General features: G+C 66.2%; 17 protein-coding genes and 1 riboswitch. Of the genes, 8 read left to right on the top strand and 9 right to left on the bottom strand.

Features of this window, described 5'->3' with window-relative positions; all coding sequences use genetic code 11:
- Nucleotides 1-127 precede the first annotated feature (127 nt).
- The 6 genes from B047_RS0102895 (at nt 128) to B047_RS0102870 (ending at nt 8,370) form a co-directional block, all read left to right on the top strand.
- Complete coding sequence (locus tag B047_RS0102895) at nt 128-1,093, top strand: LacI family DNA-binding transcriptional regulator (RefSeq protein ID WP_018465452.1); 966 nt, start codon at nt 128-130, stop codon at nt 1,091-1,093.
- Between the two features lie 20 nt (nt 1,094-1,113).
- Nucleotides 1,114-2,349: an extracellular solute-binding protein gene (locus tag B047_RS0102890; RefSeq protein WP_018465451.1), complete on the top strand. Its 1,236-nt coding sequence runs from the start codon at nt 1,114-1,116 to the stop codon at nt 2,347-2,349.
- A gap of 75 nt (nt 2,350-2,424) precedes the next feature.
- Complete coding sequence (locus B047_RS0102885; RefSeq protein ID WP_018465450.1) at nt 2,425-3,516, top strand: carbohydrate ABC transporter permease; 1,092 nt, start codon at nt 2,425-2,427, stop codon at nt 3,514-3,516.
- 10 nt (nt 3,517-3,526) lie between these two features.
- The gene (locus B047_RS0102880) at nt 3,527-4,909 is read left to right on the top strand and encodes a carbohydrate ABC transporter permease (protein WP_040778869.1); all 1,383 of its coding nucleotides are present in this window, start codon (nt 3,527-3,529) and stop codon (nt 4,907-4,909) included.
- Between the two features lie 56 nt (nt 4,910-4,965).
- Nucleotides 4,966-6,807, top strand: a complete 1,842-nt coding sequence (locus B047_RS0102875; protein ID WP_018465448.1) for an amylo-alpha-1,6-glucosidase — start codon at nt 4,966-4,968, stop codon at nt 6,805-6,807.
- A 231-nt stretch (nt 6,808-7,038) separates the two neighbouring features.
- Nucleotides 7,039-8,370, top strand: coding sequence for a CCA tRNA nucleotidyltransferase (locus tag B047_RS0102870; protein WP_018465447.1), 1,332 nt, complete (start codon nt 7,039-7,041; stop codon nt 8,368-8,370).
- Here the strand turns inward: B047_RS0102870 and B047_RS0102865 are convergent.
- The 3 genes from B047_RS0102865 to B047_RS0102855 are packed head-to-tail and all read right to left on the bottom strand — an operon-like array spanning nt 8,306 to nt 13,147.
- A complete protein-coding gene (locus B047_RS0102865; RefSeq protein ID WP_018465446.1) occupies nt 8,306-9,475 on the bottom strand; it encodes a vWA domain-containing protein in 1,170 nt (389 codons plus the stop codon). The two genes, B047_RS0102870 and B047_RS0102865, sit on opposite strands and share 65 nt — an antisense overlap.
- Nucleotides 9,472-12,150 (bottom strand): variant leucine-rich repeat-containing protein, encoded by a 2,679-nt coding sequence (locus tag B047_RS0102860; RefSeq protein WP_018465445.1) that lies wholly within the window; start codon nt 12,148-12,150, stop codon nt 9,472-9,474. The genes B047_RS0102865 and B047_RS0102860 overlap by 4 nt, the downstream gene beginning before the upstream one ends.
- A 1-nt stretch (nt 12,151) precedes the next feature.
- A complete protein-coding gene (locus B047_RS0102855) occupies nt 12,152-13,147 on the bottom strand; it encodes an ATP-binding protein (RefSeq protein WP_018465444.1) in 996 nt (331 codons plus the stop codon).
- A gap of 240 nt (nt 13,148-13,387) precedes the next feature.
- Here B047_RS0102855 and B047_RS0102850 point away from each other — a divergent pair, with 240 nt between their 5' ends.
- On the top strand, nt 13,388-14,320 hold the full coding sequence (locus B047_RS0102850) for a carbohydrate kinase family protein (RefSeq protein WP_018465443.1): 933 nt from the start codon (nt 13,388-13,390) through the stop codon (nt 14,318-14,320).
- Nucleotides 14,321-14,452: 132 nt separating this feature from the next.
- Here B047_RS0102850 and hisH read toward each other — a convergent pair whose 3' ends face one another.
- Genes hisH through B047_RS0102835 form a run of 3 tightly spaced genes read right to left on the bottom strand, consistent with a single transcriptional unit; the run spans nt 14,453 to nt 16,681 of the window.
- On the bottom strand, nt 14,453-15,049 hold the full coding sequence (hisH, locus tag B047_RS0102845; RefSeq protein WP_018465442.1) for an imidazole glycerol phosphate synthase subunit HisH: 597 nt from the start codon (nt 15,047-15,049) through the stop codon (nt 14,453-14,455).
- Nucleotides 15,046-15,630, bottom strand: a complete 585-nt coding sequence (gene hisB / locus B047_RS0102840) for an imidazoleglycerol-phosphate dehydratase HisB (RefSeq protein ID WP_018465441.1) — start codon at nt 15,628-15,630, stop codon at nt 15,046-15,048. The genes hisH and hisB overlap by 4 nt, the downstream gene beginning before the upstream one ends.
- Nucleotides 15,623-16,681: a pyridoxal phosphate-dependent aminotransferase gene (locus B047_RS0102835; protein ID WP_018465440.1), complete on the bottom strand. Its 1,059-nt coding sequence runs from the start codon at nt 16,679-16,681 to the stop codon at nt 15,623-15,625. Before B047_RS0102835 ends, hisB begins: the two co-directional genes overlap by 8 nt.
- Nucleotides 16,682-16,805: 124 nt before the next feature.
- Nucleotides 16,806-16,939: riboswitch (FMN riboswitch) on the top strand.
- A 147-nt stretch (nt 16,940-17,086) separates the two neighbouring features.
- On the opposite strand from B047_RS0102835, the gene B047_RS0102830 reads away from it, so the two are divergent.
- Nucleotides 17,087-18,049 (top strand): ABC transporter substrate-binding protein, encoded by a 963-nt coding sequence (locus tag B047_RS0102830; RefSeq protein ID WP_018465439.1) that lies wholly within the window; start codon nt 17,087-17,089, stop codon nt 18,047-18,049.
- A gap of 54 nt (nt 18,050-18,103) precedes the next feature.
- On the opposite strand, the gene B047_RS0102825 is transcribed toward B047_RS0102830, so the two are convergent.
- The 3 genes from B047_RS0102825 to B047_RS0102815 all read right to left on the bottom strand — a co-directional run bounded on the left by B047_RS0102825 (nt 18,104) and on the right by B047_RS0102815 (nt 21,232).
- Nucleotides 18,104-19,042 (bottom strand): dienelactone hydrolase family protein, encoded by a 939-nt coding sequence (locus B047_RS0102825; RefSeq protein ID WP_018465438.1) that lies wholly within the window; start codon nt 19,040-19,042, stop codon nt 18,104-18,106.
- Between the two features lie 126 nt (nt 19,043-19,168).
- On the bottom strand, nt 19,169-20,374 hold the full coding sequence (locus B047_RS0102820; RefSeq protein WP_040778866.1) for an ABC transporter substrate-binding protein: 1,206 nt from the start codon (nt 20,372-20,374) through the stop codon (nt 19,169-19,171).
- Between the two features lie 72 nt (nt 20,375-20,446).
- Nucleotides 20,447-21,232 carry a carbohydrate ABC transporter permease gene (locus B047_RS0102815; protein WP_018465436.1) on the bottom strand — a complete coding sequence of 262 codons (786 nt, stop codon included), beginning with the start codon at nt 21,230-21,232 and terminating at the stop codon, nt 20,447-20,449.
- Nucleotides 21,233-21,277 lie beyond the last annotated feature (45 nt).

The raw sequence follows: 21,277 nt of genomic DNA, 5'->3' as shown, positions 1-21,277 counted from the left end.
ATTCAAAATACGCCTCGAGATTTTGAACGAATTGCCATATCAAAGAACTCCCTTAATGAGGGGATTGACAATCATGGGTGGGCAGAATAAAGTACCAATCGTCGGTTTGTAAACGCTTACAAGTTCCATGAGTCGCAAGCGTATACCCACCATTCACGACGTGGCGCGCCTGGCCGGGGTATCCACCGGCACGGTGAGCCGGGCCCTCAACGCCCGTTCGGGGGTGCATCCGGTCACCCGCCAGCGGGTGATGGAGGCGGTTAACCAGCTGGGCTATGTCCCCTCGGTAGCCGCTAGGGAGCTCGCCGGGCGCATCGAGTCGGTGGGGGTGATGGTGACACCGAGGATCTGGAAATACTCGCCCTACTTCATCCTCATGTTCGAAGCCCTCAGCGAGGCTTTGTGGCAGGAGGGCTACCAACTCGTCGAGGTGTCCATGAGCCCCGCCGGAGAACCCCTCCAAGCGGCGGCGGGCTACATCGTGCTGGGAGCCCACGACCACGATCCCCGCCTCGAGCGCATGAGCCGAAATCACCCCAACAGCGTGCTGGTGGGGGTTCACCCGAACATGTTCTGGGTGGCCCCCGACGACCCCGGCGGGGCCTACGCCGCCACGCAGCACCTGCTCGAGCTGGGCCACCGGGAAATCGCCCACCTGGGTGCAGCCGGGCAGGTAGGGCGCGAGCGCTTCGAGGGTTATCGCCAGGCCCTCCAGGATTACGGGGTGCCCTACCGCCCCGAGCTGGTGCTCAACGGGGCCTTCACCATCCTTCCGGCCTATCGGGCGGTACGGCGGGCCTGGGAGGGTGGCCTGCGCTTCAGCGGCCTGTTCGCCGCCTCCGACGAGATGGCCCTGGGGGCCATTGCTGCGCTGGAAGATCTAGGCTTAGACGTCCCCCATGACGTCTCGGTGGTCGGCTTCGACGACCTGCCCGATCTCGAGCGCCCCCTCACCACCGTGCGCCAGGAAATTCCCGCCATCGCCTCCACCGCGGTGGCGCTGCTGAAAGAGGCCATCTCCCGTACCCCCCCCAGGGGGGTGCGGGTTGGAGTGCAGTTGGTGGTTCGGGAGACCACGGCCCGCAAGCGTTGACCGTGGTGAGGAGGAAGGGCATGAAGAAGTTGTGTTTGGCAGCATTGGCAGTAGCGGGGCTCAGCAGCGGGCTGGCCCAGACCGTGGTCAAACTGCAAGGCTTCGGCGGCAACGACACCGCGATCATGTCGAGCCTGGTGAGGGAGGTCGTGAACCCGGCGCTGGAAAAAGACGGCATCCGCGCCGAGTACCAGGGCATCGAGGGCGACTACAAGGCCGCTTTGCTCAACGCCCTGGCCGCCGGCACCGCAGGCGACTTGTTCTACGTCGACATCTTCTGGTCGGAGCCGGTGTTCGCCTCGGGCAAAGTCGAGCCGCTGGACGCCTACTTCAGCAAGCAGGAATTGGGCGTGTTCGTGCCCAGCCTGCTCAATGCCTTCAGCTTCAAGGGCAAGATCTACGGCCTGCCCAAGGACTTCAACACCCTGGCGCTACAGTTCAACAAGGACCTCTTCGACGAGGCCGGGGTGAAGTACCCCAACCAGGCCGACACCTGGGAGACCTTCAAGGCCAAGCTCCAGCAGGTGCAGAGCAAGCTGAAGGACGTAGCCGGCATGTGCGTGGTGGCCGACTTCGCTCGCTTTGGGGCCTTCGCCTATGCCACCGGCTGGAAGCCCTTCAACGCTCAGGGCAAGACCGTGCTGGATGCCAATTTCAAGCGAGCCTTCGAGTTTTACACCAGCCTGGTCAAGGATGGCGCGGGCAAGTACGCCCAGGACCTGGGTGAAGGCTGGACTGGAGGCTGCTTCGGCAGTGAGAAAGCCGCGGTGGCCATCGAAGGTAACTGGATCGGCGGCTTCCTCAAGGACAAGGCCCCCAACATGAAGTTCGGCACCACCTTCCTGCCCCTCGACCCCGTGACCAAGCAGCGCGGCAATTTCATCTACACCGTGTCCTGGAGCATGAACGCCGCCTCCAAGAACAAGCAGGCCGCGGCCAAGGTGCTCAGGGCCCTCGCCAGCCCCGAGGCCCAGAATTGGATCCTCTCTCGCGGCCTGGCCCTGCCCAGCCGCAGCGCGCTCGCCGGCAGCCCGGTGTTCCAGCGCGCCGACAAGTACGGCGAGCTCAGCCGGGTGGTCTTCAACGGCTCGACCCGGCAGGGCGGAAACGTGCTACCCTTCAAGTTCGGCTCCTACGATGGCGGCGACTGGATGCGGCCTATCAACGAGGCCCTGCAGGCGGTGATCACCGGCAAGAAGTCGGTAGATCAGGCCATCGCCGATGCCCAAACCGAGCTCAACAAGCTGGTGAAATAGGCCATGCAAAGCGCGAGGAGCGGGGACGAAGGCCCCAAAGGCCCCCTGCTCCTCGCGCCCAGTTCGGGGTGAACCATGCCGAGCTCCAAACGCACTGAGGCGCTGTACGCGCTGCTGTTCATATCCCCGTTTCTGCTGCACCTGCTGATTTTTTTTATCTTCGCTTTCGTCCGCACCATCTGGTTCAGCTTCACCGACAAAACCACCCTCAGGGATAGCTACAACTTCGTGGGGTTGCAAAACTTCATCAACCTGTTTGGCGAAGAGCGGTTTTTGCTGGCCCTGCAACACTCCATCGGCTTCATGCTGGTCGTGACCACCATCCAGACCTTCCTGGCCCTGGCCACGGCGGCGGTGCTCAACCAGCGCCTGCGCGGGATCACCTTCTTCCGCACGGTCTACTACATCCCCAGCGTGCTCTCCTCGGCCGCGGTGACGGTGATCGCCATCTGGTTTTTCCAGAAAACCGGCTTTCTCAACACCTTCATCGGCTGGGTGAGCGCCCATTCCCCGGTGATCCTGGCCCTGGTGGGTAGCTTCGTCCTGGCCCAGGCGGTGCAGGTGGGCCTCGAGCGCATGCGCGGCCTGCCGGTAGCCCCCACCGACCCTGCCCTGGCCGCCATCTCTGCGGTGGTGGCCATCGCCCTGACCTGGCTGCTGGGCGCTATGGGCCTGGTCGGGCCGCGCGAGGCGCGGCCCCCGGAGTTCACCTGGCTCACCAACCCCGACTCCTTCCTGGGGCTGCCCATCCCGCTGTGGAGCATCGTGATGCTCAACATCTTCACCACCATCCCCACCCTGATGCTGATCTTCTTGGCCGGGCTGCAGGACATTCCCAAAAGCGTCTACGAGGCGGCGGCCATCGACGGGGCCTCGCCTGTGCAGCAGTTCTTCTGGGTGACGGTGCCCATGCTGCGCCCGGTGACTTTTCTGGTGGTCACCCTCTCGCTCATCGGCACCCTACAGATGTTCGACCAGGTAGCCCTGATGGGCGACTCTGCCCCCCTCAACTCCATCATCGTGATGGCTTACTACGTCTACAACAGCGTCTTCAGCGGAGAGGGGCAGATCGGCATGGCTTCGGCAGCGGCCCTGGTCCTGGCCGTGCTGACCTTCGTGGTGGTCTTCCTGCAGCGGACTTTTGGCATCTCGGAGAAGGCCCACTAGGGGGTGAGCCATGGCGACGCAAGCGATGAAACCCCAAGGCAAACTGGACGAGCGTCACCTGGCAAGACAGCGCTGGGCCAGGGCAGGCTGGATCTACGGGGCCATGCTGGCGTTGGGCGTCTTTTTCGTCGGCCCCTTCTACGTAGCCTTCCTGGGCAGCCTCAAGGACAACCCCCTCGAGTGGCCCTTCCGCACCACCTTCGCCCAGGTGCTGCCCAAGAACTGGCTCGCCGCCTGGAAGCTGGGCCAGCAGGGGGCAGGCAACCCCTGGCTGGGCGGCTTCGCGCCGGGAGCCAACATTCCCTTCGAGGTCAGCTACTTCGTGCCCGAGGGCACCGAGCCCACGCCCCCCACCGTGACCGTCCCCGAGCGCCGGGCTGGGGCCGGCCTGGGGGCTATCTTCGACGAGGTGCAGGCCAGCCGCTACGCCCGGGTCTCGCCCGTAGAGGAGGTGAGTCGTCGCCCAGAGCGCATCGGCGATGAAGTTGGGCAGATCGTGACCTACCGCTTCACCATCAGCTACCCCAGGAGCGATGCCGCTCAGGAGCTCCCCACCGCTGCGCGCCTGCCGCTCGACGTCGAAGCTCCCCGTGGCCAGACCTTCCTCACCGCCACCCTCGACCCCAACCGCCTCGAGCGCCGCGGAAGGGTGGCAAGCTGGGACTCCGCCGCCCCGGGCTTCTTCGGCTATACCTTCAAGAACTACGTGCGGGTCTTCCGCGAGGCCCGCGACCCCAACACGGGCTCGAGCTTCTTCCTGCGCTGGACCGCCAACAGCTTCTTCGTCAGCCTGATGGCGGTGCTGATCAACCTGGTCTTCGCCTCGTTGGCCGGTTATGCCCTCGCCCGCATGTACCTGCCGGGCAAGGGCCTGCTCTTCGCGCTGATCATCCTGCTGATGGCGGTACCACAGCAGGCGATGTTCATCTCCAACTACCTGGTGCTGCGCGACCTGAGCCTCTTGGGCAGCCTGTGGGGCATGATCGTGTGGATCGGCATCGACATGGCCAAAGTGTTCTTGATGAAGCAGTTCTTCGAGTCCATCCCGCGCGAGATCGAGGAAGCGGCCCTCATCGACGGGGCCAACCCCATCACCACCTTCTTCCGCATCATCTTGCCCATGGCCACGCCCGCGCTGGGGGCCCTGACCATCATGACCTTCCAGGGGATCTGGAACGAGTTCTTCAAGGCCGCGGTGGTGCTGTCGGGCCAGCAGGGCAACTACACCCTGCCGCTGGGCCTGTCCTTCTTCCGCAGTGCCTACGGCGCGGCGGGCGACTGGGGCCTGATGCTGGCGAGCGCCTTCCTCTCGATGATCCCCATCGTCATCCTCTTCGTCGTGTTCCAGCGCTATTTCGTCGAGGGGGTTTCGACGAGTGCTTTGAAAGGCTGATGGTCAGCAGTAAAGCTGCGGGGCTACCGGCTATCCGCTGCAAATGAGGTTTTTTCATGCTGCCACTCAAAGAAGACGACACCTACGCCGTTTTGTCCGATCAAGGCATGATCGATGGCGGGGAGCGGGGGTTCTACCGCCACGACACCCGCTACCTCTCGCGCTACGTGTGGAGGCTGCCGGGGTTCAGCCTGCTGGTCTCCGAGACCCCCCGCCCCGACCGGCTGGTGCAGCACTGGAGCCACATCGAAGGACCCTCGCAGGTGGTGGGGCTACGCCGGGAGTTGGTGCTGGAGCGCGGGGGCTTTCGCGAGCGCCTCGAGCTGGAGAACACCTCGTTGCAGCCCCAGAGCGTGGAGATCGGCCTGGAAGCCGCCGCCGACTTCATGGACCTCTTCGAAGCGCGGGGCTGGCATCGCGCACAGCGCGCCGTGAGCGGCTTCACCTACACCGCCGAGGACGGCCTCGAGGTCGCCACCCGCCTCGACTTCACCCCCGACTCACCCAATCGCATCTGGCGCTTCGCCCTAAAGCCCAAGGAGCAGGCCCACGTCGAGGTCAGGGGCACTTTCGACAGCCCCTTCCACACCCACGGCCCCGAGCTGCCAAGCTACGAGGAGTGGGCCCGCCGCTTCCCGCTGCACCTCGAGGGCGGCCACAGCCAAAGGGTGCTCGAGCAGGCCATCCGCGATCTCAGGGCCTTGCTGTTCTCGCTGCCCGAGGGCTACTTCCCCGCCGCCGGCATCCCCTGGTTCGTCTGCCCCTTCGGGCGCGACTCGCTCATCAGCGCCTACATGCTGCTGCCCTGGGGTGCCGACGTGGCCAGGGGCGTGCTGAGCTACCTGGCCAAGCACCAGGGGCAGGTGGTAGACCCCTTCCGCGACGAGGAACCCGGCAAGATCCTGCACGAGGTGCGACAGGGAGAGCTCTCTCGCACTGGCAAAGTGCCCTTTGGCCGCTACTATGGCACCGTCGACGCCACTCCACTGTTCGTAATGCTGCTGCACGAGTACTGGTGCACCTGTGGGGACTTCGAGCTGGTGAAGGCGCTGAAGCCCAACTGGGAGGCGGCGCTGGAGTGGATGAGCACCTACGCCGACCCCGACGGCGACGGGCTGCTGGAGTTCTTCCCCAACGAGAGGGGCCTGACGGTGCAGTCGTGGAAGGACTCAGGCGACTCGCAAAGTCATCGCGACGGCTCGCTGGCCAAAGGGGCGCTCAGCGTTTGCGAGGTGCAGGGCTACGCCTACGCCGCCTATCAGGCCGCCGCGCAGTTCTACCGCGCCCTGGGCCAACCGAGCCAGGCCGAGCGCTGGCAGGCCCGGGCCGCGCGGCTGAGGGCGCTGTTCCATCAGAAGTTTTGGCTGGAGGAGCTGGGCACCTACGCCATGGCCCTCGACGGGGAGAAAAAGCCCCTCGAGGTGCTCTCCTCCAACCCCGGCCACCTGCTGTGGAGCGGCATCGTGCCCGAGGAGATAGCCCCCCGGCTGGTGCGCACGCTCTTTTCCGAAGCGCTGTGGAGCGGCTGGGGCCTGCGTACCCTGGGTGCGGGCGAAGTCCGCTACAACCCCCTCTCCTACCACAACGGCTCGGTCTGGCCTCACGACACCGCCATCTTCGCGGGGGGCTTGGCGCGTTATGGCTTCTACGACGAAGCCCTGAAGGTTTGTGAGGCCCTGTTCCGCCTGGCCATGACCCAGCCCGACCTGCGCCTGCCCGAGCTGGTCGGGGGTTACCCCAGGCACGAGGGCGAGCCCCCGGTCCCCTACCCCGCCGCCTGCCGCCCTCAGGCCTGGGACGCGGCCTCGGTGGTCTACCTGCTGCGGTTGGCGCTCGAGATCGGCAAGAAGCACCCGGTGCAAGGGCTGCTCGAGATCACGCCACCGACGAAAGGCTAGCAGCCCAAGGCGGTTGGCGTCCTACGGCTACGTAGGACGTACGAGCCACGCTGGACTATCGACGATCGACCAGCGACCAGTACTCTGTAATACCAGATTCGGTTAGTTCGTCACCGAATGGTGACGAACTAACCCGACCGAAGGGAGTGCTCTGGGATTCAAAAAGATAGCCTCTGGGTTTTGGTTTTGAAGAGTATCTTTTTGAATCTGGTATAACCGTTGGCGCCGACGATGAAAGACTACCGCGAAGTCATGCAACTGCTCGGTTTTCTACCCGACTTGTACCTGGTCGGAGGCGCAGTGCGCGACATCCTGTATGGCCACGAACCCGAAGACCTCGACTTCGCCACCTCGGCTCCCCCGGAGGAGACCCTGCGGCTGGCCAAGGCACACGGGCTCGAGGCCGTACCCACCGGGATTGAGCACGGCACCGTCACCGTGCTCATCGAACACCACCCCTTCGAGGTCACCACCTTTCGCCGCGACGTGGAGACCTACGGGCGCCGGGCCAAGGTGGCCTGGGGACGGAGCATCCTCGAGGACCTCTCCCGCCGTGACTTCACCATTGGGGCCATCGCCATGAGCGCTAAGGGGGAGGTGGTGGACCCCTTCGAGGGGCAGCGCGACTACGAGGCCGGGCTGATCCGAGCGGTGGGCGACCCACGCCAGCGCTTCCGTGAGGACTACCTGCGGGTGATCCGGGCTGGACGCTTTGCCGCCCGCTACGGCTTCGAGATCGAGGCCGAGACCCTCGAGGCCGCCCGCGAGGCCGCGCCCGAGGTGCTCAGCCACGTGGCGGTGGAGCGGGTCACCGCCGAACTCGACAAGGCCTTCAAGGACCCCACCCCCAGCCGCTTCCTGCGCTACCTCTACGACCTCGAGATCCTCCAGCGGCTCATCCCCGAGTTCGAGGACACCCACCTGCTGCGGCAGAACCCGCGCTGGCACCCCGAGGGCGACGTGTTCACCCACGTCATGCAGGTGGTGGACCGGGCCCCGCCCCCCTACCGCTGGCACGCCCTGCTGCACGACATCGGCAAGAAGGACACCGCGAAGTGGAAGGAGGAGGGCTGGTACAGCTTCCACGGCCACGAGCTCGTGGGCTCGAGGCTCATCCCCCGCATCGCCCGCGACCTGCGGCTGTCCACCGCCCTGCGCGACGAGCTGGTGATTACCACCGCGCTGCACATGGTCCCAGCCCTCACCAAGCCCACCCCCAAAGCCATCCGCCGCTTCCAGGCCGAGGCCGGGAGCCACCTGGCCGCACTCGAGGCCCTCTGCCGAGCCGACGCCGGCGAGCGCCGCCCCGAAGAAGCCTGGAAGTTTTTCGAGCCCCAGCCCGTACCCATCAAGCCCCTGCTACAAGGCCGCGACCTGATCGCACGGGGTCACCGCCCAGGCCCCGAATTCGGGCGTATCCTGCGGGCGGCTTACCAGTACCAGCTCGAATTCGGGGAAACCGATCTGGAGAAGCTCTACCAGGCGGGGCTCGAGGGCCTCACCCCACCAACCTCACGCCCTCGCCAAAGGGAAGGTTCTCGAGGTCCACACCACCCGGCGTAATGGCCCACAGCACCGGAAGCTCGGGGGGCTCAGGGGGGAAGTCGCCGTAGCCGTCGGTCAGGTAGACGCACACCCCGCCCAGGTAGTCCTCGTGGACCTCGTGTACGGCCTGGAAGAAGGGGCGAAAGTCGGTGCCGCCACCGCCTCGAGGGGTGGGGATGGGGTCGCCCGGACCCAGGACGTAGGGACCGTAGATGGCGGCATCGGCATAGTAAAGCCAGCACTCGAGCTGGGGATAAGCCCACAGGATGCCCTGCACCTCGGCCAGGAAAGCCCGCACCTGAGCGTCATCGACCGAAGCCGAGGTGTCTACGGCCAGGTAAAGGCGCAGTTTGTGGCCCTGCAAAGCGTCGAGGTAAAGCCCCCGACCGATGTAGCGCCGGTCGAAACCCTCGAAGTCGGTGGGGGTGGCGGTGAGGAAGCGCCAGAGCATGGCCCGCCAGTCTAGCCGGGGCGGGCTGGCCGCCGCCAGCAGGCGCTCGAGCCCCGCCGGGGTATCCCCTTTGTGCAGGCCCCGCGCCAAGGCGGCAGCCTGCTGGTTGGCCCGCGCCCAGTGGGCCTCGAGTCGGCTTTTCCTGGCCTCGCTCATCGAGTCATCGCCCAGTCCTCCGGCCCGCGAACGCCGGGATTCCTCCTCGGCCCCCTCGGCGTCGGCAGGAGCGGCCTCGAGCAGGTCCAGGCCAGGTAGCTCGTATTTTTGGCTGTGCTTGAGCAATAGGGCATAGACCTCCTCCACGCTGTAGCGCTCGAGGGCTGGGTCGAACAGCGCTCCTTGCGGCAGTTCGAAGCCATGATCGCGCAGGATGCCGTTGACCACGATATCGGCAGCGATGTTCCAGAGCTGGGGATTGCGCAGCGAGCGCCGGGTGACGTGCAGGTGAGCGGCGTGCAGGACCTCGTGCAGCAAGACCCCCTCGAGTTCGCGCTCGGAGAGCTTGTTCATGAAAGCCGGGTTGTAGTACACGTCGTGCCCGTCGGTGGCGGCAGTGATCACTTCGCGCGAGGGGCGAAAGCGGGCAAACAGCGCCAGGGTGGCGAAGAAGGGCGAGCGGCTGCGAATGCGCAACAGGGCTGCCGAGAGGCGGCGCTCTAGGGTGTCGCTCATGGGACCTCCTTGCTGCGCAGGCGCTCCCGTGCGGCCTGTCGCACGACCCGGTTACCGTCGAAGGTCGCCAGGTAGCGCAGGATCTCGAGCGGCGTGGAGGGGTTGGAGGCCAGCGCGTAGCGCACCAGCCACTCCCCCGCCGCCCAATTGCGCACCTTGCGCAGCTCGGCCACCGGGACCTCGGGGTGGGCCAGGGCTACCGCCCGGTTGAGGCTGTAGCGCGAGCGACAAGCCTCCCGCAGCAGGCGTTCCCGGCTGGCCCGGCGCAGGCTCTCGTCCGCGCGGGGGTTGCGCCAGGCGCTGCGCCGCACCAGCTCATCGGGATCAGATAGCAAGCCCTCGAGCGCCTCCCGCGCCACCGCAGGATGAGCGGCCACCGCCTGCCGCACGTCGCGGTCGGTATCGGTGGCCAGCGTGGCGAGGAGCTCGGGCGGGGTGGCGGGGTTGTGGGCTACGGCTTGGCGCACCCGCCAGTCGGTGTCACAGGCCAGTCGCTCCAACGCCGCCCGCGGCACCGACGGGTTGGCCGCGGCCAGGCGGCGGCAGTTGGCCGAGCCCCTGGCGAGTTGCTCGAGCACCATCGGCTCGAGCGGCTGCAGCGCCAGGGCCCGGCGGGCGAGCTCGAGGGTTCGGGAACAGAGGCTGGGATTGCGCCGCACGACCGCCTGCAGACTCTCGTCCTCGTCGAGCAGCAACCACAACTGGGCCTCCACGGGCAGGGCGGGGTTCTGGGCCGCTTTCCGGCGCACCTCGAGGTGCTCGTCGCGGGCCAGAGCCAGCAGCACCTCGCCGGGGGCCGAGGGGTGCAGGGCTACCCCCTGGCGTACGTCAGCGTCGCTATCCTGAGCCAGCAAGGCCAGCAGCTCCGCGGGCAGGGCGGGATTGTGGGTGAGGGCCTGGCGCACCCGCCAGTTCTCATCGGAGAGCAGCTCGAGCAGGGTTTGCAGGGGAGTGTCGGGGTGACGGGCCGCCAGCTGGCGGCTCCACTCCTCTCCCCGCCCCAGGTGGGCCAGCACCGCCGGATCCACGGGGGAGCGCTGAGCGCGGATGCGCCGGTAGAGCAGGGGAGCCGAGGGCAGGGCCTCCAGAAGCGGGGCAAACAGGGCCTGGATGGCCGAGAGGGGAAGGGCAGGGTTGTCCCCCGCCGCCTGCCGCACGTCGCGGTCGGCATCCTCGAAGAGCCGGCGCAGGACGTGGGGTGGGGTGGCGGGGTTCTGGGCCACGGCCTGGCGCACCATCCAGTGGGCGTCTTCGGCCATCCGCTCCAACAGCACCGGTGAAATCCCCGGGCGGCGGGCCACCCGGATGCGCACCTCGGGGTTTTCGTCCTGGGAGAGCGCGGCCAGGGTTTCAGGCGGCGTGCGCGGGTGCTGGGCCACCGCCTGGCGCACGTCGTGGTCGAGGTCGGCGCCCAGCAGGGCCAGAACCGAAGCCGGGGTATTGGGGTTGTGCGCCACCGCTTGCCGGATCTGCCACTCCGCGTCCTTAGCGCAGCTCTCCAGCACCCCCTCGGGCAGGGCCGGGTGGAGCGCCGCCCATCGCCGGGCCCAGGGCTTCTCCAGCGCCAAACGGGCCAGCAACTCGGGGCTCAGGCTGGGGTCGGCCCGGCGCAGGCGCTCGAGCCAGGCCAGGGTCTGGCGCGGCACCGCGGGATTGGAGAGAGCGGCCCGTCGCACCTCCTCGTCGCCGTCACACAGCAGGCGCTCGAGCAGGTCGGGAGGGGTCCTGGGGTTGGCGGCCACCGCCTGGCGCACGTCACGGTCGGGGTCCTGAGCCAGGCGGCGTAGCAAACGCCTGTCCAGATGGGGATTCCGCGCTACCGCCTGCCGTATGCGCCAGTCCTCGTCGAAGGCCAAGCCCTGCAGGGCCCTGGAGGGGAAGCTGGGGTGGGACAGGAGCAGCGGGCGCAACCCCGGAACTCGCTCGGACAGCTCGAGCAGCCGCTCGGGGGGTAGGGGTCGGCCTACCAGCAGGTCGTGGGCGAAGCGCCGGGCCGAGCGGGGGGTGCGGGGGTTCTCCGCCGCCGCCCGCCGCACCTCCTCCACCTCGTCCAGCAGCAACTGGGCCAGGGTCTCGGGTGGGGTCTGGGGGTGGGCAGCCACCGCCTGCCGCAGGGCGTAGTCCGGGGCCCGGGCGATACGTCCCAGCAACCACGGCGGCACCAGTCCCAGCGCCAGGGCATCGAAGAGCTGGGTGCCATCGGCCTCGGTGGACAGCTCGCGTAAAGCAAGCTCAGCAGGGACCTCCTCCCCCGAGAAAGCAAGGTGAAGGCGGGCGGCCTGCTGCACCTTCTCGCTGGGGTGGCTCCGCAGGGCCTCGAGCACTTCGGGCGAGAGCAAGGGGTTGCGGCACAGCGCCAGCAGCGCCTCCTCCTCTGCATACTTCAAGGCCCAGCGCACGAACTCAGGCCAGCAGGCCGGGCTGCCCAGCAGGCGGTCGCGGCTCTCCGGGCGCATCTCGGCCAACAAGTTGGGGTTCTCCAGCAGCAGCAGCTCGAGCACCGGGTTGCGCAGCACCTCCTCGGGGAAGTGCACCGCCAGCCGCAGCAGCACCTGGGTAGGGGTGTTGGGGTTGGCCGCCACCGCCCGGCGCACCTCGGCGGCAGGGTGGGTCGCCAGCTGAGCCAATCGCCGGGGAGGGGTGGTGGCCTGGGTGGCCTCGAGCAGCGCGTTCATCCTAAAACACCAGCTCGCGGAACTTGCTCAAGAACTCCCCGAGTTTCGGTTCAGCCTGGCGCAGCTGCGCCAGCTCGCCCAACCGCCCGCGCTGGCGCAACCGGTTAAACAGGTCGCAGGCGAACAGCTGCACCCACTCGGGCGGAGCAACCTCCACCATCCAGCGGAAAGCGTGCAGGGCCTGCTGGGCGTTCTCGGCCCGCAGGGTCAGGCCCAGGGTCAGGGCGTAGCGGGCAGAGGGCTCGGCGGGGAAGGTCTTGTCGCTGCGGCCCTCGAGGATGTCGGTGAGCTGTGGCAGCGCCGCATAGACCTGCTCAAAGGCCGCAAACTCGGCAGCGGCTCCCTGGCCCACCACCGGGGCGATGTCTAGCCCGGCTCTGAGCAACTGCGAGGCCATCTCCCAGCTACGCGGGCTGGGCCAGGCCGGGTTCTTGGGGTCGAGCTGGTGCAGCAGCGCCGGGCGGAAGGCCAAAAAAGCCAGGATGCGCTCGTGGATCCCGTTGCGGAAGGCATAGGCTTTGAAGCTCTCGAAGTCGGGTTCGACCTCGAGGTGCAAAAAGCGGTTGGCCAGGGGTGCGGGCATATCGAAGACGGCGGCCCGGTCTTCCTTACGGTTGCCCGCGGCCCACACGTACCACCCCTCCGGCAACTCGTATGAGCCCACCTTGCGGTCGAGGATGAGTTGCTGAGCGATGCCCTGCAGGGTGGGTGGGGCCATGTTTAGCTCGTCGAGGAAGAGCACCCCCTCCCCTTCGCGGGGTAGAAACTCCGGCGGAAACCAGCGCGAAACGCCACGCTCAGGCACCGGCAGCCCGCGCAGGTCGGTGGGGGCCAGTTGTGAAAGCCGCAGGTCGATGAAATCCAGCCCATGAGCCCTGGCCGTCTGGGCTACAATGCTCGACTTCCCCACCCCCGGCGGCCCCCACAGCATCACCGAGAGCTTGATCCCGTGCTGGATGAGACCCCGCAGGTAGTGCTCGAGCGCATTGGGTGTCACGCTTGCAAGGTGAGGTTACTCGGCTGTGGCTGCTGTATGCCAGGTCACCTTCTGGGTCGGATGCCATAAGCTAAAGGTCGAAGGCCATTGGAGCCTTTGCTTCGCCCATCAGCCATGGGGCCTTCTTGTTATGGATTTCTCATTTCGCCCGGCTTATACTTCGAGGCGACGCGAGCAAGCTTCCTGCGGTACAATGCCTTTGTTACCCAGGAACTCCAAGGCGCAGGGGGACCGGAGGTTATGCGTTTTTTTGTTTTAGGGGACGTCTCCGTAGATCTGATCTACTTTCTCGAACGAATTCCTGAACCCGGCGAGGAGGTGCCCTCGCAGCGGGCTCTGATGAAACCCGGCGGAGCCGGGGCAACGCTGGCGGCGCAGCTGGCCAGCCTGGGGCACAGGGTATACCTGGCCGGGCGGGTGGGCAAAGACCCCTTTCGCCAACTAGCCCTGAGCGAGCTCGAGCGCGTCGGGGTGGACCTGCGCCACTTGCAAGAAGACCCCGAGCGGCAGACCTCGAGCGTGCTGATCCTGGTGGTGCCCGGTGGCGAGCGCTCGATGATCTCGGCGGGCGGGGCCAGCCGCTACCTCGACGCCGCCGAGTTCAAGAGCAAGCACCTGGACCAGGTAGACGCCCTGGTGCTCTCGGCTTACGCCCTGGTGGGCGGCCCCCAGCGGGAATACGCCGTCAAGGCGCTGGATACTGCCCGCAAGCGAGGGCTGCCCATCTTCGTAGACCTCGGCACGGGTGCGGTGCGTTCGGTGGGAAAGCCGCTGCTGGAGTACGTGCGTGGCGTACCCTACATCACCATGAACCAACAGGAACTCTTGGCCCTCACCCAGACCGACTCCATCAGCGAGGGGGTCGAAGCCCTCAAGGGCTATGGCCTCGAGAACGTGGTGATCAAGGTAGGTGCTCTGGGCTCGATCGTGGTCACTGCCAAGCAGCAAGAACTCGTCGAACCCTTCCCGGTGGAGAACGTCGTGGACACTACCGGGTCCGGTGATGCCTTCACCGCCGCCTTCGCCCACGCGGTGATGGAAGGCCGGGATCTGGTCACGGCGGCGCGGCTGGGCAACCTGGCCGGAGCGCTGGCCGCGACCGCGGTGGGCGCGCAAGGACAGCTGGTGACGCTGCAAGACTTGTTGCAGACGAAGTCGCTCTTCGATGGCTGATCGCCAAAGCTAAGCACCGAAGGCTAGACGCTAAACCCTGGACCCCCTCATACCGGATTCAAGAGGCTATCTCTTTGAATCCCAGAGCCCTCGGCCGCCGAGGCGTCGGGAACGAACCGACCGAACCTGGTATCAAAGCCTCCCGAAGTACTCCTGGATGGCCCGCAGCAGGCTCAAGCCGCTGTCGCCGCTCTTTTCAGGGTGGAACTGGGGTGCTACCAGGTTGTCCCTGGCGTACACCGCCGTAAAGCGGGTTCCTTCATAGTCGGTGATGCCCACGCTACCCTCGACGAGGGGCGCGTAGTAGGAGTGTACGAAATAGAAATAGCGCCCCGACAGCGCCTGGAAAAGGCCCTGGTATTCGACCGTGTTCCAACCCATCTGGGGCACGCGGCGTGCCCTGAAGCGGGCCAAAACCCCCGGCACCAGCCCTAAGCCGGCCACCTCAGGGGCCTCCTCGGAGCCTTCGAAGAGGATTTGCATCCCCACGCAGATGCCCAAAAAGGGCTTCCCGCTGGCGATATGCTCACGCACCACGCCCTCGAAACCCGAGGCCCGGAACGAGCGCATGACCTGGCCGAAGTGGCCCTGGCCGGGCAGCACCAGCAGGTCGGCTTTTTTGGCCTCGGCGGGGTCGGAGGAAACCCGCACCGCGTAACCGGTGGCCTCGAGCGCCTTGGCTGCGCTGCGCAGATTGCCCGAGCCGTAGTCGATGAGCAGGGTCTTCATAGGGCTTCCTTGGTGCTGGGTAAGTCGTCTCGGGTGAGACGGGTGGCGGTGTAAAGGGCCCGCGCCAGCGCCTTGAAACTGGCCTCGAGCACGTGGTGGGCTTCCCGACCCGCCAGCAAGCGCAGGTGCAGCGTCATACCCGCGTGGTTGCACAGCCCCCGCAGGAACTCGCGCAGGTGGTAGGCGCTCATGCCCCCCGGAGAGCCGTCAATGGCGAGTTCCTCGGGCGCAAAGGCCAGATGGGGTCGTCCGGAGAGGTCGAGCACGGCCTGCACCAGCGTCTCATCCATGGGCACGCTGGCCTCGCCGTAGCGCTCGAGCCCCCGCCCCTCGCCGATAGCCTGCTTCAGCGCCTGTCCCAACACGATGCCGGTGTCCTCGACGAGGTGGTGGGGCTCGACCTCGAGGTCTCCCTTGGCCTCCAACACCAGGTGGAAGCGTCCGTGGCGCTGGAAGGCGGCGAGCATGTGGTCGAAGAAGGGCAGCCCCGTGGCGATCCTGCCCTCCACGGGACCATCGAGGCCCAGGGTGAGCCGGATCCAGGTCTCGGCGGTGGCCCGCTCGACCGTCGCGCTACGCATGCCCCACCTCGGCCAGGGCAAAGGCGGCTTCCAAAAAGGCGTCGTTCTCGGCGGGCGTACCCACGCTCACCCGCAGAAAGCCCTCGAGCCCGGCGTAATGGTCCTGCCGCCGCACCAACACCCCGCGCCCCAGCAGCCCCGCGAAGGCCGCGGCAGCGTCCGGGGTGCGGACGAGCAGGAAGTTGGTGTGGCTGGGGTAGACCTCCCAGGTGGGGTGCTCGAGCAGGGCTTGGTACACGCGCTCGCGCTCGCGCACGATAGCCTGGGCGCGCTCGAGGGCGTAAGCGGGCTGCTCGAGCACGGTGAGCAGGATGGCGGCGGTATGGGCGGGCAGACCGAAGGGTGGGATCAGGTTCTGCAGCACTGCCGCCACCTCCGGCGAGGCCAGCAAGTACCCAGCGCGGATGCCCCCCAACCCCCAAGCCTTGGAGAAGGTGCGCAGCAGGGCCACGTTGGGGTTGGCCCTGGCCAAAGAACGATAGTCGGTGCCGGAGAACTGGTGATAGGCTTCGTCGAGCACCAGCAGCCAATCCCTCCGGGCGGCCTGCTCGGCCAGCGCCTCCACCTCGGCTTGGGCGAAGAGGGTGCCGGTAGGCGCGTGGGGCAGCGGCAAAAACAGCACGCCGGGCTCCCCTTCCATGGCCTCCAGCAGCTCCTCCAACGGCAGCCCGAAGCGCTCACCCAGCCGCACGGCACGGTAGGGCGTCGCGGCGATCTGCGCGGAAAAAGCATAGTGCGGGAAAGCCGGAGCCGTGTCCAGAACACGATTACCCGCCTGAGCCAGGCCCTGGATGATCAAGTTGGAACCAGGGCTCATCACGATGCCTTCGAAGGGCCACTCCAGCCACTCGGCCAGCCTCACCCGCACCTCCTCGGCGTGCAGCTCGGGGTAGCGGTTCCAGGGCAAGGCCGCCAGCCGCTCGAGCGCCCGCCGCTTGAGGGCTGGGGGAAGGTCGAGGGGGCTCTCGTTCTGGTCGAGCTTGATGCGGGCTTCCACCTTCTTGTAAGGGTAGCTGGGCAGGCCGCGCAGGTGCGGCTTGAAGGCATTCACAAGCGCGATTTTACCTTAGGAACGCGGGGGGGTAGATGCCGGGAGCCTGTAAAGCCTTTGCCTGTACATCGGCGTTTGACAAGCCTGCCACGGAGTGAATTAAACTGACTGCGGGTCGCCAGACCCATTCCTTCAGGGCGGAGTGCAAGTCTCCACCGGCGGTACAGCCCGCGAAGCCTGGAAATCTGCGGCACATCCAGGCCCGATTCGGTGAAATTCCGAAGCCGACCGTGAAAGTCGGGATGGGAGAAGGAGTGAAGCTCGAGTCACCTGGCTCGAGCGCAGAGCATGTCCAATACCTCATAACGCAAACCCCACACAACGCATGGCTTAAGGTAGCGTCGGTCGGTTCGTGCCTGACCGGGTTTCGCTTGGGTTGCACGTGTGGACCTGAGGTTTGCTCGAATGAAAAAGTGGGTTTTCGTCGTCGCTGCGCTACTGCTCTCGCTGGCTCAAGCCGAGAAGTTGCGGGTGGGGTTGGGCTACCTACCCGACGTGCAATTTGCACCGTTCTACGCGGGGGTGGTGGAGGGGATTTACGGGAAGAAGGGCCTCGAGATCGAGTTCCAGCACGGTTTTGCCAGCGAGCTTTACCCTCTGCTCGCGCAGGGCAAGCTCGACTTCGTGGTCGCCGACGCCGAGGACGTGATCGCGCTGCGGGCGCAGGGCATCCCGCTGAAGTACGTCATGGCGCTCTACCAGTCGGTGCCCAACGCCCTGTTCTCGCTGGCCGAGAAGAACATCAAGTCGGTGCGTGACCTCAAGGGCAAGACCATCGGCATGCCGGGGATGTTCGGGGTTTCGCTGACCTCGCTCCAGGCCATCCTGCGGGCAGCCGGGCTCAAGGAAAGCGACGTGAGGATCGTCAACATCGGCTTTACCCAGGCCGAAGCGGTGGTGCAGAAGCGGGTGGACGTGGCCATGGGCTTCATCAACAACGAGCCGGTCTTCCTGCAGAGCCAGGGGGTCAAGCTCAACGTGATCCCCGCCGGGCCCTACAACCGCTCGCCGGGCAACGGCATCATCAGCACAGATAGGGTGCTCGAGAACGCCGACCTCGCCCGACGCTTCCTTAGCGCCTCGCAGGAGGCCATGGCCTTCACCATCAGCAACCCGCGCAAGGCTTTCGAAGCCGCCAAAAAGTACGTGCAGAACCTCGACGAGGTGCGCTATGCGGTGCTCACCACCTCCATCCGGCTCTACGAATCGCCCTACAGCCGCCAGATGGGGCTAGGCTTCTCCAACCCCCAGGCCTGGGCCAGCAGCCTGAGCCTGCTCAAGGCCACCGGGCGCGTGAACACCACCCTCCCGGCGAGCGAGTTTTACACCAACGCCTTCCTGACGCCCAATTTGCAAGCGAGAAAGTAGGTTCTCGAGGAGGCAACGGTGGGCCTGAAGGGGCCCACCGTTGCTCACTTCTGCCTAGAGGTAAGTTTTGAACCACTCGAGCGTCATGCGCCAGGCATCTTCGGCGGCGTCCTTCTTGTAGTTGGCCCCCGTATCGTTGTGGAAGGCGTGGTTGGCTCCCTCATAGATCTTGATCTGGTAGCGGATGTTGGCCTTCTTGAGGGCTTCCTCGAGCGCAGGAATCCCCGCGTTGATGCGGGTGTCGTTACCCCCGTAGATGCCCAGCACTGCCGCTTTGATGCCCGGCACCTTGGCCAGGTCGGGGGCCGGGCCGTAGAAGGGCACCGCGGCCTTGAGTTCGGGCGCTTCGGTGGCCAGCCGCCAGGTGAGGCCGCCGCCGAAGCAGAAGCCCACCACCCCCAGCCGATCGGCCTGGACTCCCGGGGTGGCCTTGAGCACCTTGAGGGCCTCGAGCAAGTTGGCGACGTGCTCATCGCCAGAGGTCTGGGCCAAGAAGCTGGAGATCTGCGCGGTGTCGGTGATCCGGGCCGTTCCCCCGATCCTGGAGACGAGGTCGGGAGCGAGGGCAATATAGCCTGCCTTGGCGACCCTGCGAGCGACGTCTTGGATGTGGGGCTGCAACCCCCGGTTCTCGTGGATCACCAGGATGCCCGGAGCCGCCGTGACCCCTTTAGGCCTGACCCGGTAAGCCATGTGGGTAAAGCCGCGGGCCTGGTACTCGATCATCTCAGCCTCGATGGCCGGATCGTTGGGGTCTACCAGCGGCTGGCCCTGTGGAGGGGTAGCCTGGGCCACGACCTCCTGGGCCTGGGCCAGCTCCGCCGGGCTGGCAGCCATACCCAGCGAGCCCAGCAGGGCCTGCGCCCCCCCGACCCCGCCCCCCAGCAGCACCATGCGGCGCAGGAACTCCCGGCGCTCGAGTTCGCCTTCACGGTAATCCTCGGCAAATTCCTCGACGACGTAGCGGTACAGGTCCTGACGTCCCGATTCCATGCCCTACCTCCTTTTCCTCGCCACAACCAGAGGTCATTCAACACCACCACCCCCCCTGTAGCGCTAGGGCACAGGTTGCATTTACCCCCGGCGGAGACCATGCCGGGTTCAAAGCGGTTCTGTGGGTTACTTCCGCTCCACCTGCATCGCCTTACGCTGCGCCTCCTCGAGCGCGGCTTTGGCGCCGATCCCCCCCTTGAGGGCCCGCTCGAGGGCGTCCTCGAGGAAGCTGTACCAAAGCACGAACTCAGGGTCCTGCAGCCACACGTCGGCGTTCTCGACCTGGGAGAAGGCCACCCGGCGGCGAGGATCGGCTTTGTACCAGTCCTCCAGCAGCGGCTGGGCTGCACGGCGCATGGGCATGTAGTAGGTGGCCTTGACCCACTTGGCGATGTTCTCCGGCTCCATCAGGTACTTCCAAAAGGCCACGATACCCCTGACCTGCTCGGGGGAAACCCCCTTGAAGGGGATCAGCACGCCCCCGGCCAGGGGCACCTTGCCACCGGCCTCGCGGGGCACCGCCGTGACGCCGAGCTTGAAGGGGATGGGAGCGCGGTCTTCGATGAGGGGCCAGATGGTGATGGGGGCGACGCCCATGAAGGCCTTGGTGCGCAGGAAATCGGCCACCGAGAACTGGGCCTCGGCGATGTTGCGGCTCTGGGCGACGCCCTTCTTTACCAAGTCCTGGAGGTACTCCAGCGATTCTACCACCTTGGCGTCGGTGAAGTTGGGCTTGCCGTCCTTGCTCACCAGGCTCCCGCCCCGGCTCATCACCAGCACGTTGAAGCTGTAGATGTCAGAGGAGACGATGTACCCCTTGGCGGCCCGGCTGGTGAGTTTCTGGGCTGCGCTGGCCACCTCCTCCCAGCTCGTCGGAGCCTTGAGGCCCTTAGCGCCGAACTGGTCGGCGTTGTAGAAAAACACCGGCACCGACAAGCCGATGGGCAGGCCATAGGTCTGACCCCGTACCTTGCCGGTCTCGAGGAAGCCCGGATAGAAGTCGCCTGGAATCCCCGTGAGGTAGCCGTCCAGCGCTACCCCCAGTCCCTCCTGCACGATGCGGCCCAGGAAGGAAATCTCCCCGTGGAAGAGGTTGGGGGCTCCACCCGAGCGCAGCGCAGCCAGCAGCTTGATCCCACCCTCGCGGTAGTCACCCACGTAGCGGTAGGTGATGCGATAGTCCTTCTGCTGGGCGTTGAACTCCTTGATGAAGCCCTCGAAAAGTTCCTGGGCGGGCGGACCCGCCGTATGCCAGAAGACGATCTCGGTGGGGCGCTGGGCTAAGGCCGGCAAAGCCAGCAAAAACACAAACAGCATCACAACACGACGCATCTAGCCTCCAAGTCTGCCATAGTGTGCCACAGCGGCAGATTAAAACTTTGGGCATGCGTCACCACAGTCCTATCAACCCTTGAGCCCTTCCTCGAAGGTCTCCACGATGCGCCGTTCGTAGATCAGGTAGACCACGATGAGGGGAAGGGTGGCCGCCAGCGCCGCCGCCGAGAGGGGCCCCCAGTCGGCGGGGTTCTGCCGCTGGAGGTCGGTGATCCAGGTCTGGACTGTCTTGAGCTGCTCACTCCCGGCCACGATGCGAGGGTAGAGTACTAGGTTCCAGTGGGCGGCGAAGCTCAGCACCCCGGCGGCGATGAGCTGGGGCCGCAGCAGGGGCAGCAGGATCGCGCTCAGGATCACCCGGTTGCCCGCCCCGTCCAGTCGGGCGGCCTCGAGCAGCTCCGCCGGTACGGTCTTCATGCCCTGGTAGAGCAGGTAGACGATGAAGGGGCTGGCCGCGAAGGGCAGCACCAACGCCCACACCGTATCCAAGATGCCCAGCCCCTGCAGCAGTCCATACAGCGGTACCAGCAGCAATTCGGCGGGGATGGTCAGCATCACCAGGAAGAAGGGCAGCAGCCGCGCCCCCTCCCGGATGGCGTAGGCCGCCAGGAATCCGGTGAACAGTTGCAGCAGGGTGACGCTCCCCGACAGCAGCACCGAAAACAGCAATCGCCCCCAGAAACCCTCCCAGAACACCCCCCTCGAGAGCACCGCGAAGTTGGCAAGGCTGAAGTGCAAGCCGAAGAACTCCCCGGCGAAGACCTGCTCAGGCGGGATAAAGGCCGCGTAGGCCATCCAGAGAAAGGGCAGGCCCACCAGGAAGGCCACGGTGAAGACGAAGAGGTGACGGATCATGCGGGCCTCCAGGAAGGCCCAACGCCCAACGCCAAGGGCCGCAAA

This window comes from Calidithermus timidus DSM 17022, from assembly GCF_000373205.1.
Lineage (GTDB): Bacteria > Deinococcota > Deinococci > Deinococcales > Thermaceae > Calidithermus > Calidithermus timidus.
Note: the sequence above shows the minus strand (reverse complement) of the source record. Positions and strands in the feature narration are given on the sequence as shown.

Bases quoted from the DNA above. Each gene is read 5' to 3' on its own strand.
- hisH (WP_018465442.1), bottom strand. From the start codon at position 15,049: ATGAAGACCCTGCTCATCGACTACGGCTCGGGCAATCTGCGCAGCGCA.
- B047_RS0102820 (WP_040778866.1), bottom strand. From the start codon at position 20,374: ATGCGTCGTGTTGTGATGCTGTTTGTGTTTTTGCTGGCTTTGCCGGCC.
- B047_RS0102850 (WP_018465443.1), top strand. From the start codon at position 13,388: ATGCGTTTTTTTGTTTTAGGGGACGTCTCCGTAGATCTGATCTACTTT.
- B047_RS0102875 (WP_018465448.1), top strand. From the start codon at position 4,966: ATGCTGCCACTCAAAGAAGACGACACCTACGCCGTTTTGTCCGATCAA.
- B047_RS0102895 (WP_018465452.1), top strand. From the start codon at position 128: ATGAGTCGCAAGCGTATACCCACCATTCACGACGTGGCGCGCCTGGCC.
- B047_RS0102825 (WP_018465438.1), bottom strand. From the start codon at position 19,042: ATGGAATCGGGACGTCAGGACCTGTACCGCTACGTCGTCGAGGAATTT.
- B047_RS0102860 (WP_018465445.1), bottom strand. From the start codon at position 12,150: ATGAACGCGCTGCTCGAGGCCACCCAGGCCACCACCCCTCCCCGGCGA.
- hisB (WP_018465441.1), bottom strand. From the start codon at position 15,630: ATGCGTAGCGCGACGGTCGAGCGGGCCACCGCCGAGACCTGGATCCGG.
- B047_RS0102815 (WP_018465436.1), bottom strand. From the start codon at position 21,232: ATGATCCGTCACCTCTTCGTCTTCACCGTGGCCTTCCTGGTGGGCCTG.
- B047_RS0102870 (WP_018465447.1), top strand. From the start codon at position 7,039: ATGAAAGACTACCGCGAAGTCATGCAACTGCTCGGTTTTCTACCCGAC.
- B047_RS0102885 (WP_018465450.1), top strand. From the start codon at position 2,425: ATGCCGAGCTCCAAACGCACTGAGGCGCTGTACGCGCTGCTGTTCATA.
- B047_RS0102865 (WP_018465446.1), bottom strand. From the start codon at position 9,475: ATGAGCGACACCCTAGAGCGCCGCCTCTCGGCAGCCCTGTTGCGCATT.
- B047_RS0102890 (WP_018465451.1), top strand. From the start codon at position 1,114: ATGAAGAAGTTGTGTTTGGCAGCATTGGCAGTAGCGGGGCTCAGCAGC.
- B047_RS0102880 (WP_040778869.1), top strand. From the start codon at position 3,527: ATGGCGACGCAAGCGATGAAACCCCAAGGCAAACTGGACGAGCGTCAC.
- B047_RS0102830 (WP_018465439.1), top strand. From the start codon at position 17,087: ATGAAAAAGTGGGTTTTCGTCGTCGCTGCGCTACTGCTCTCGCTGGCT.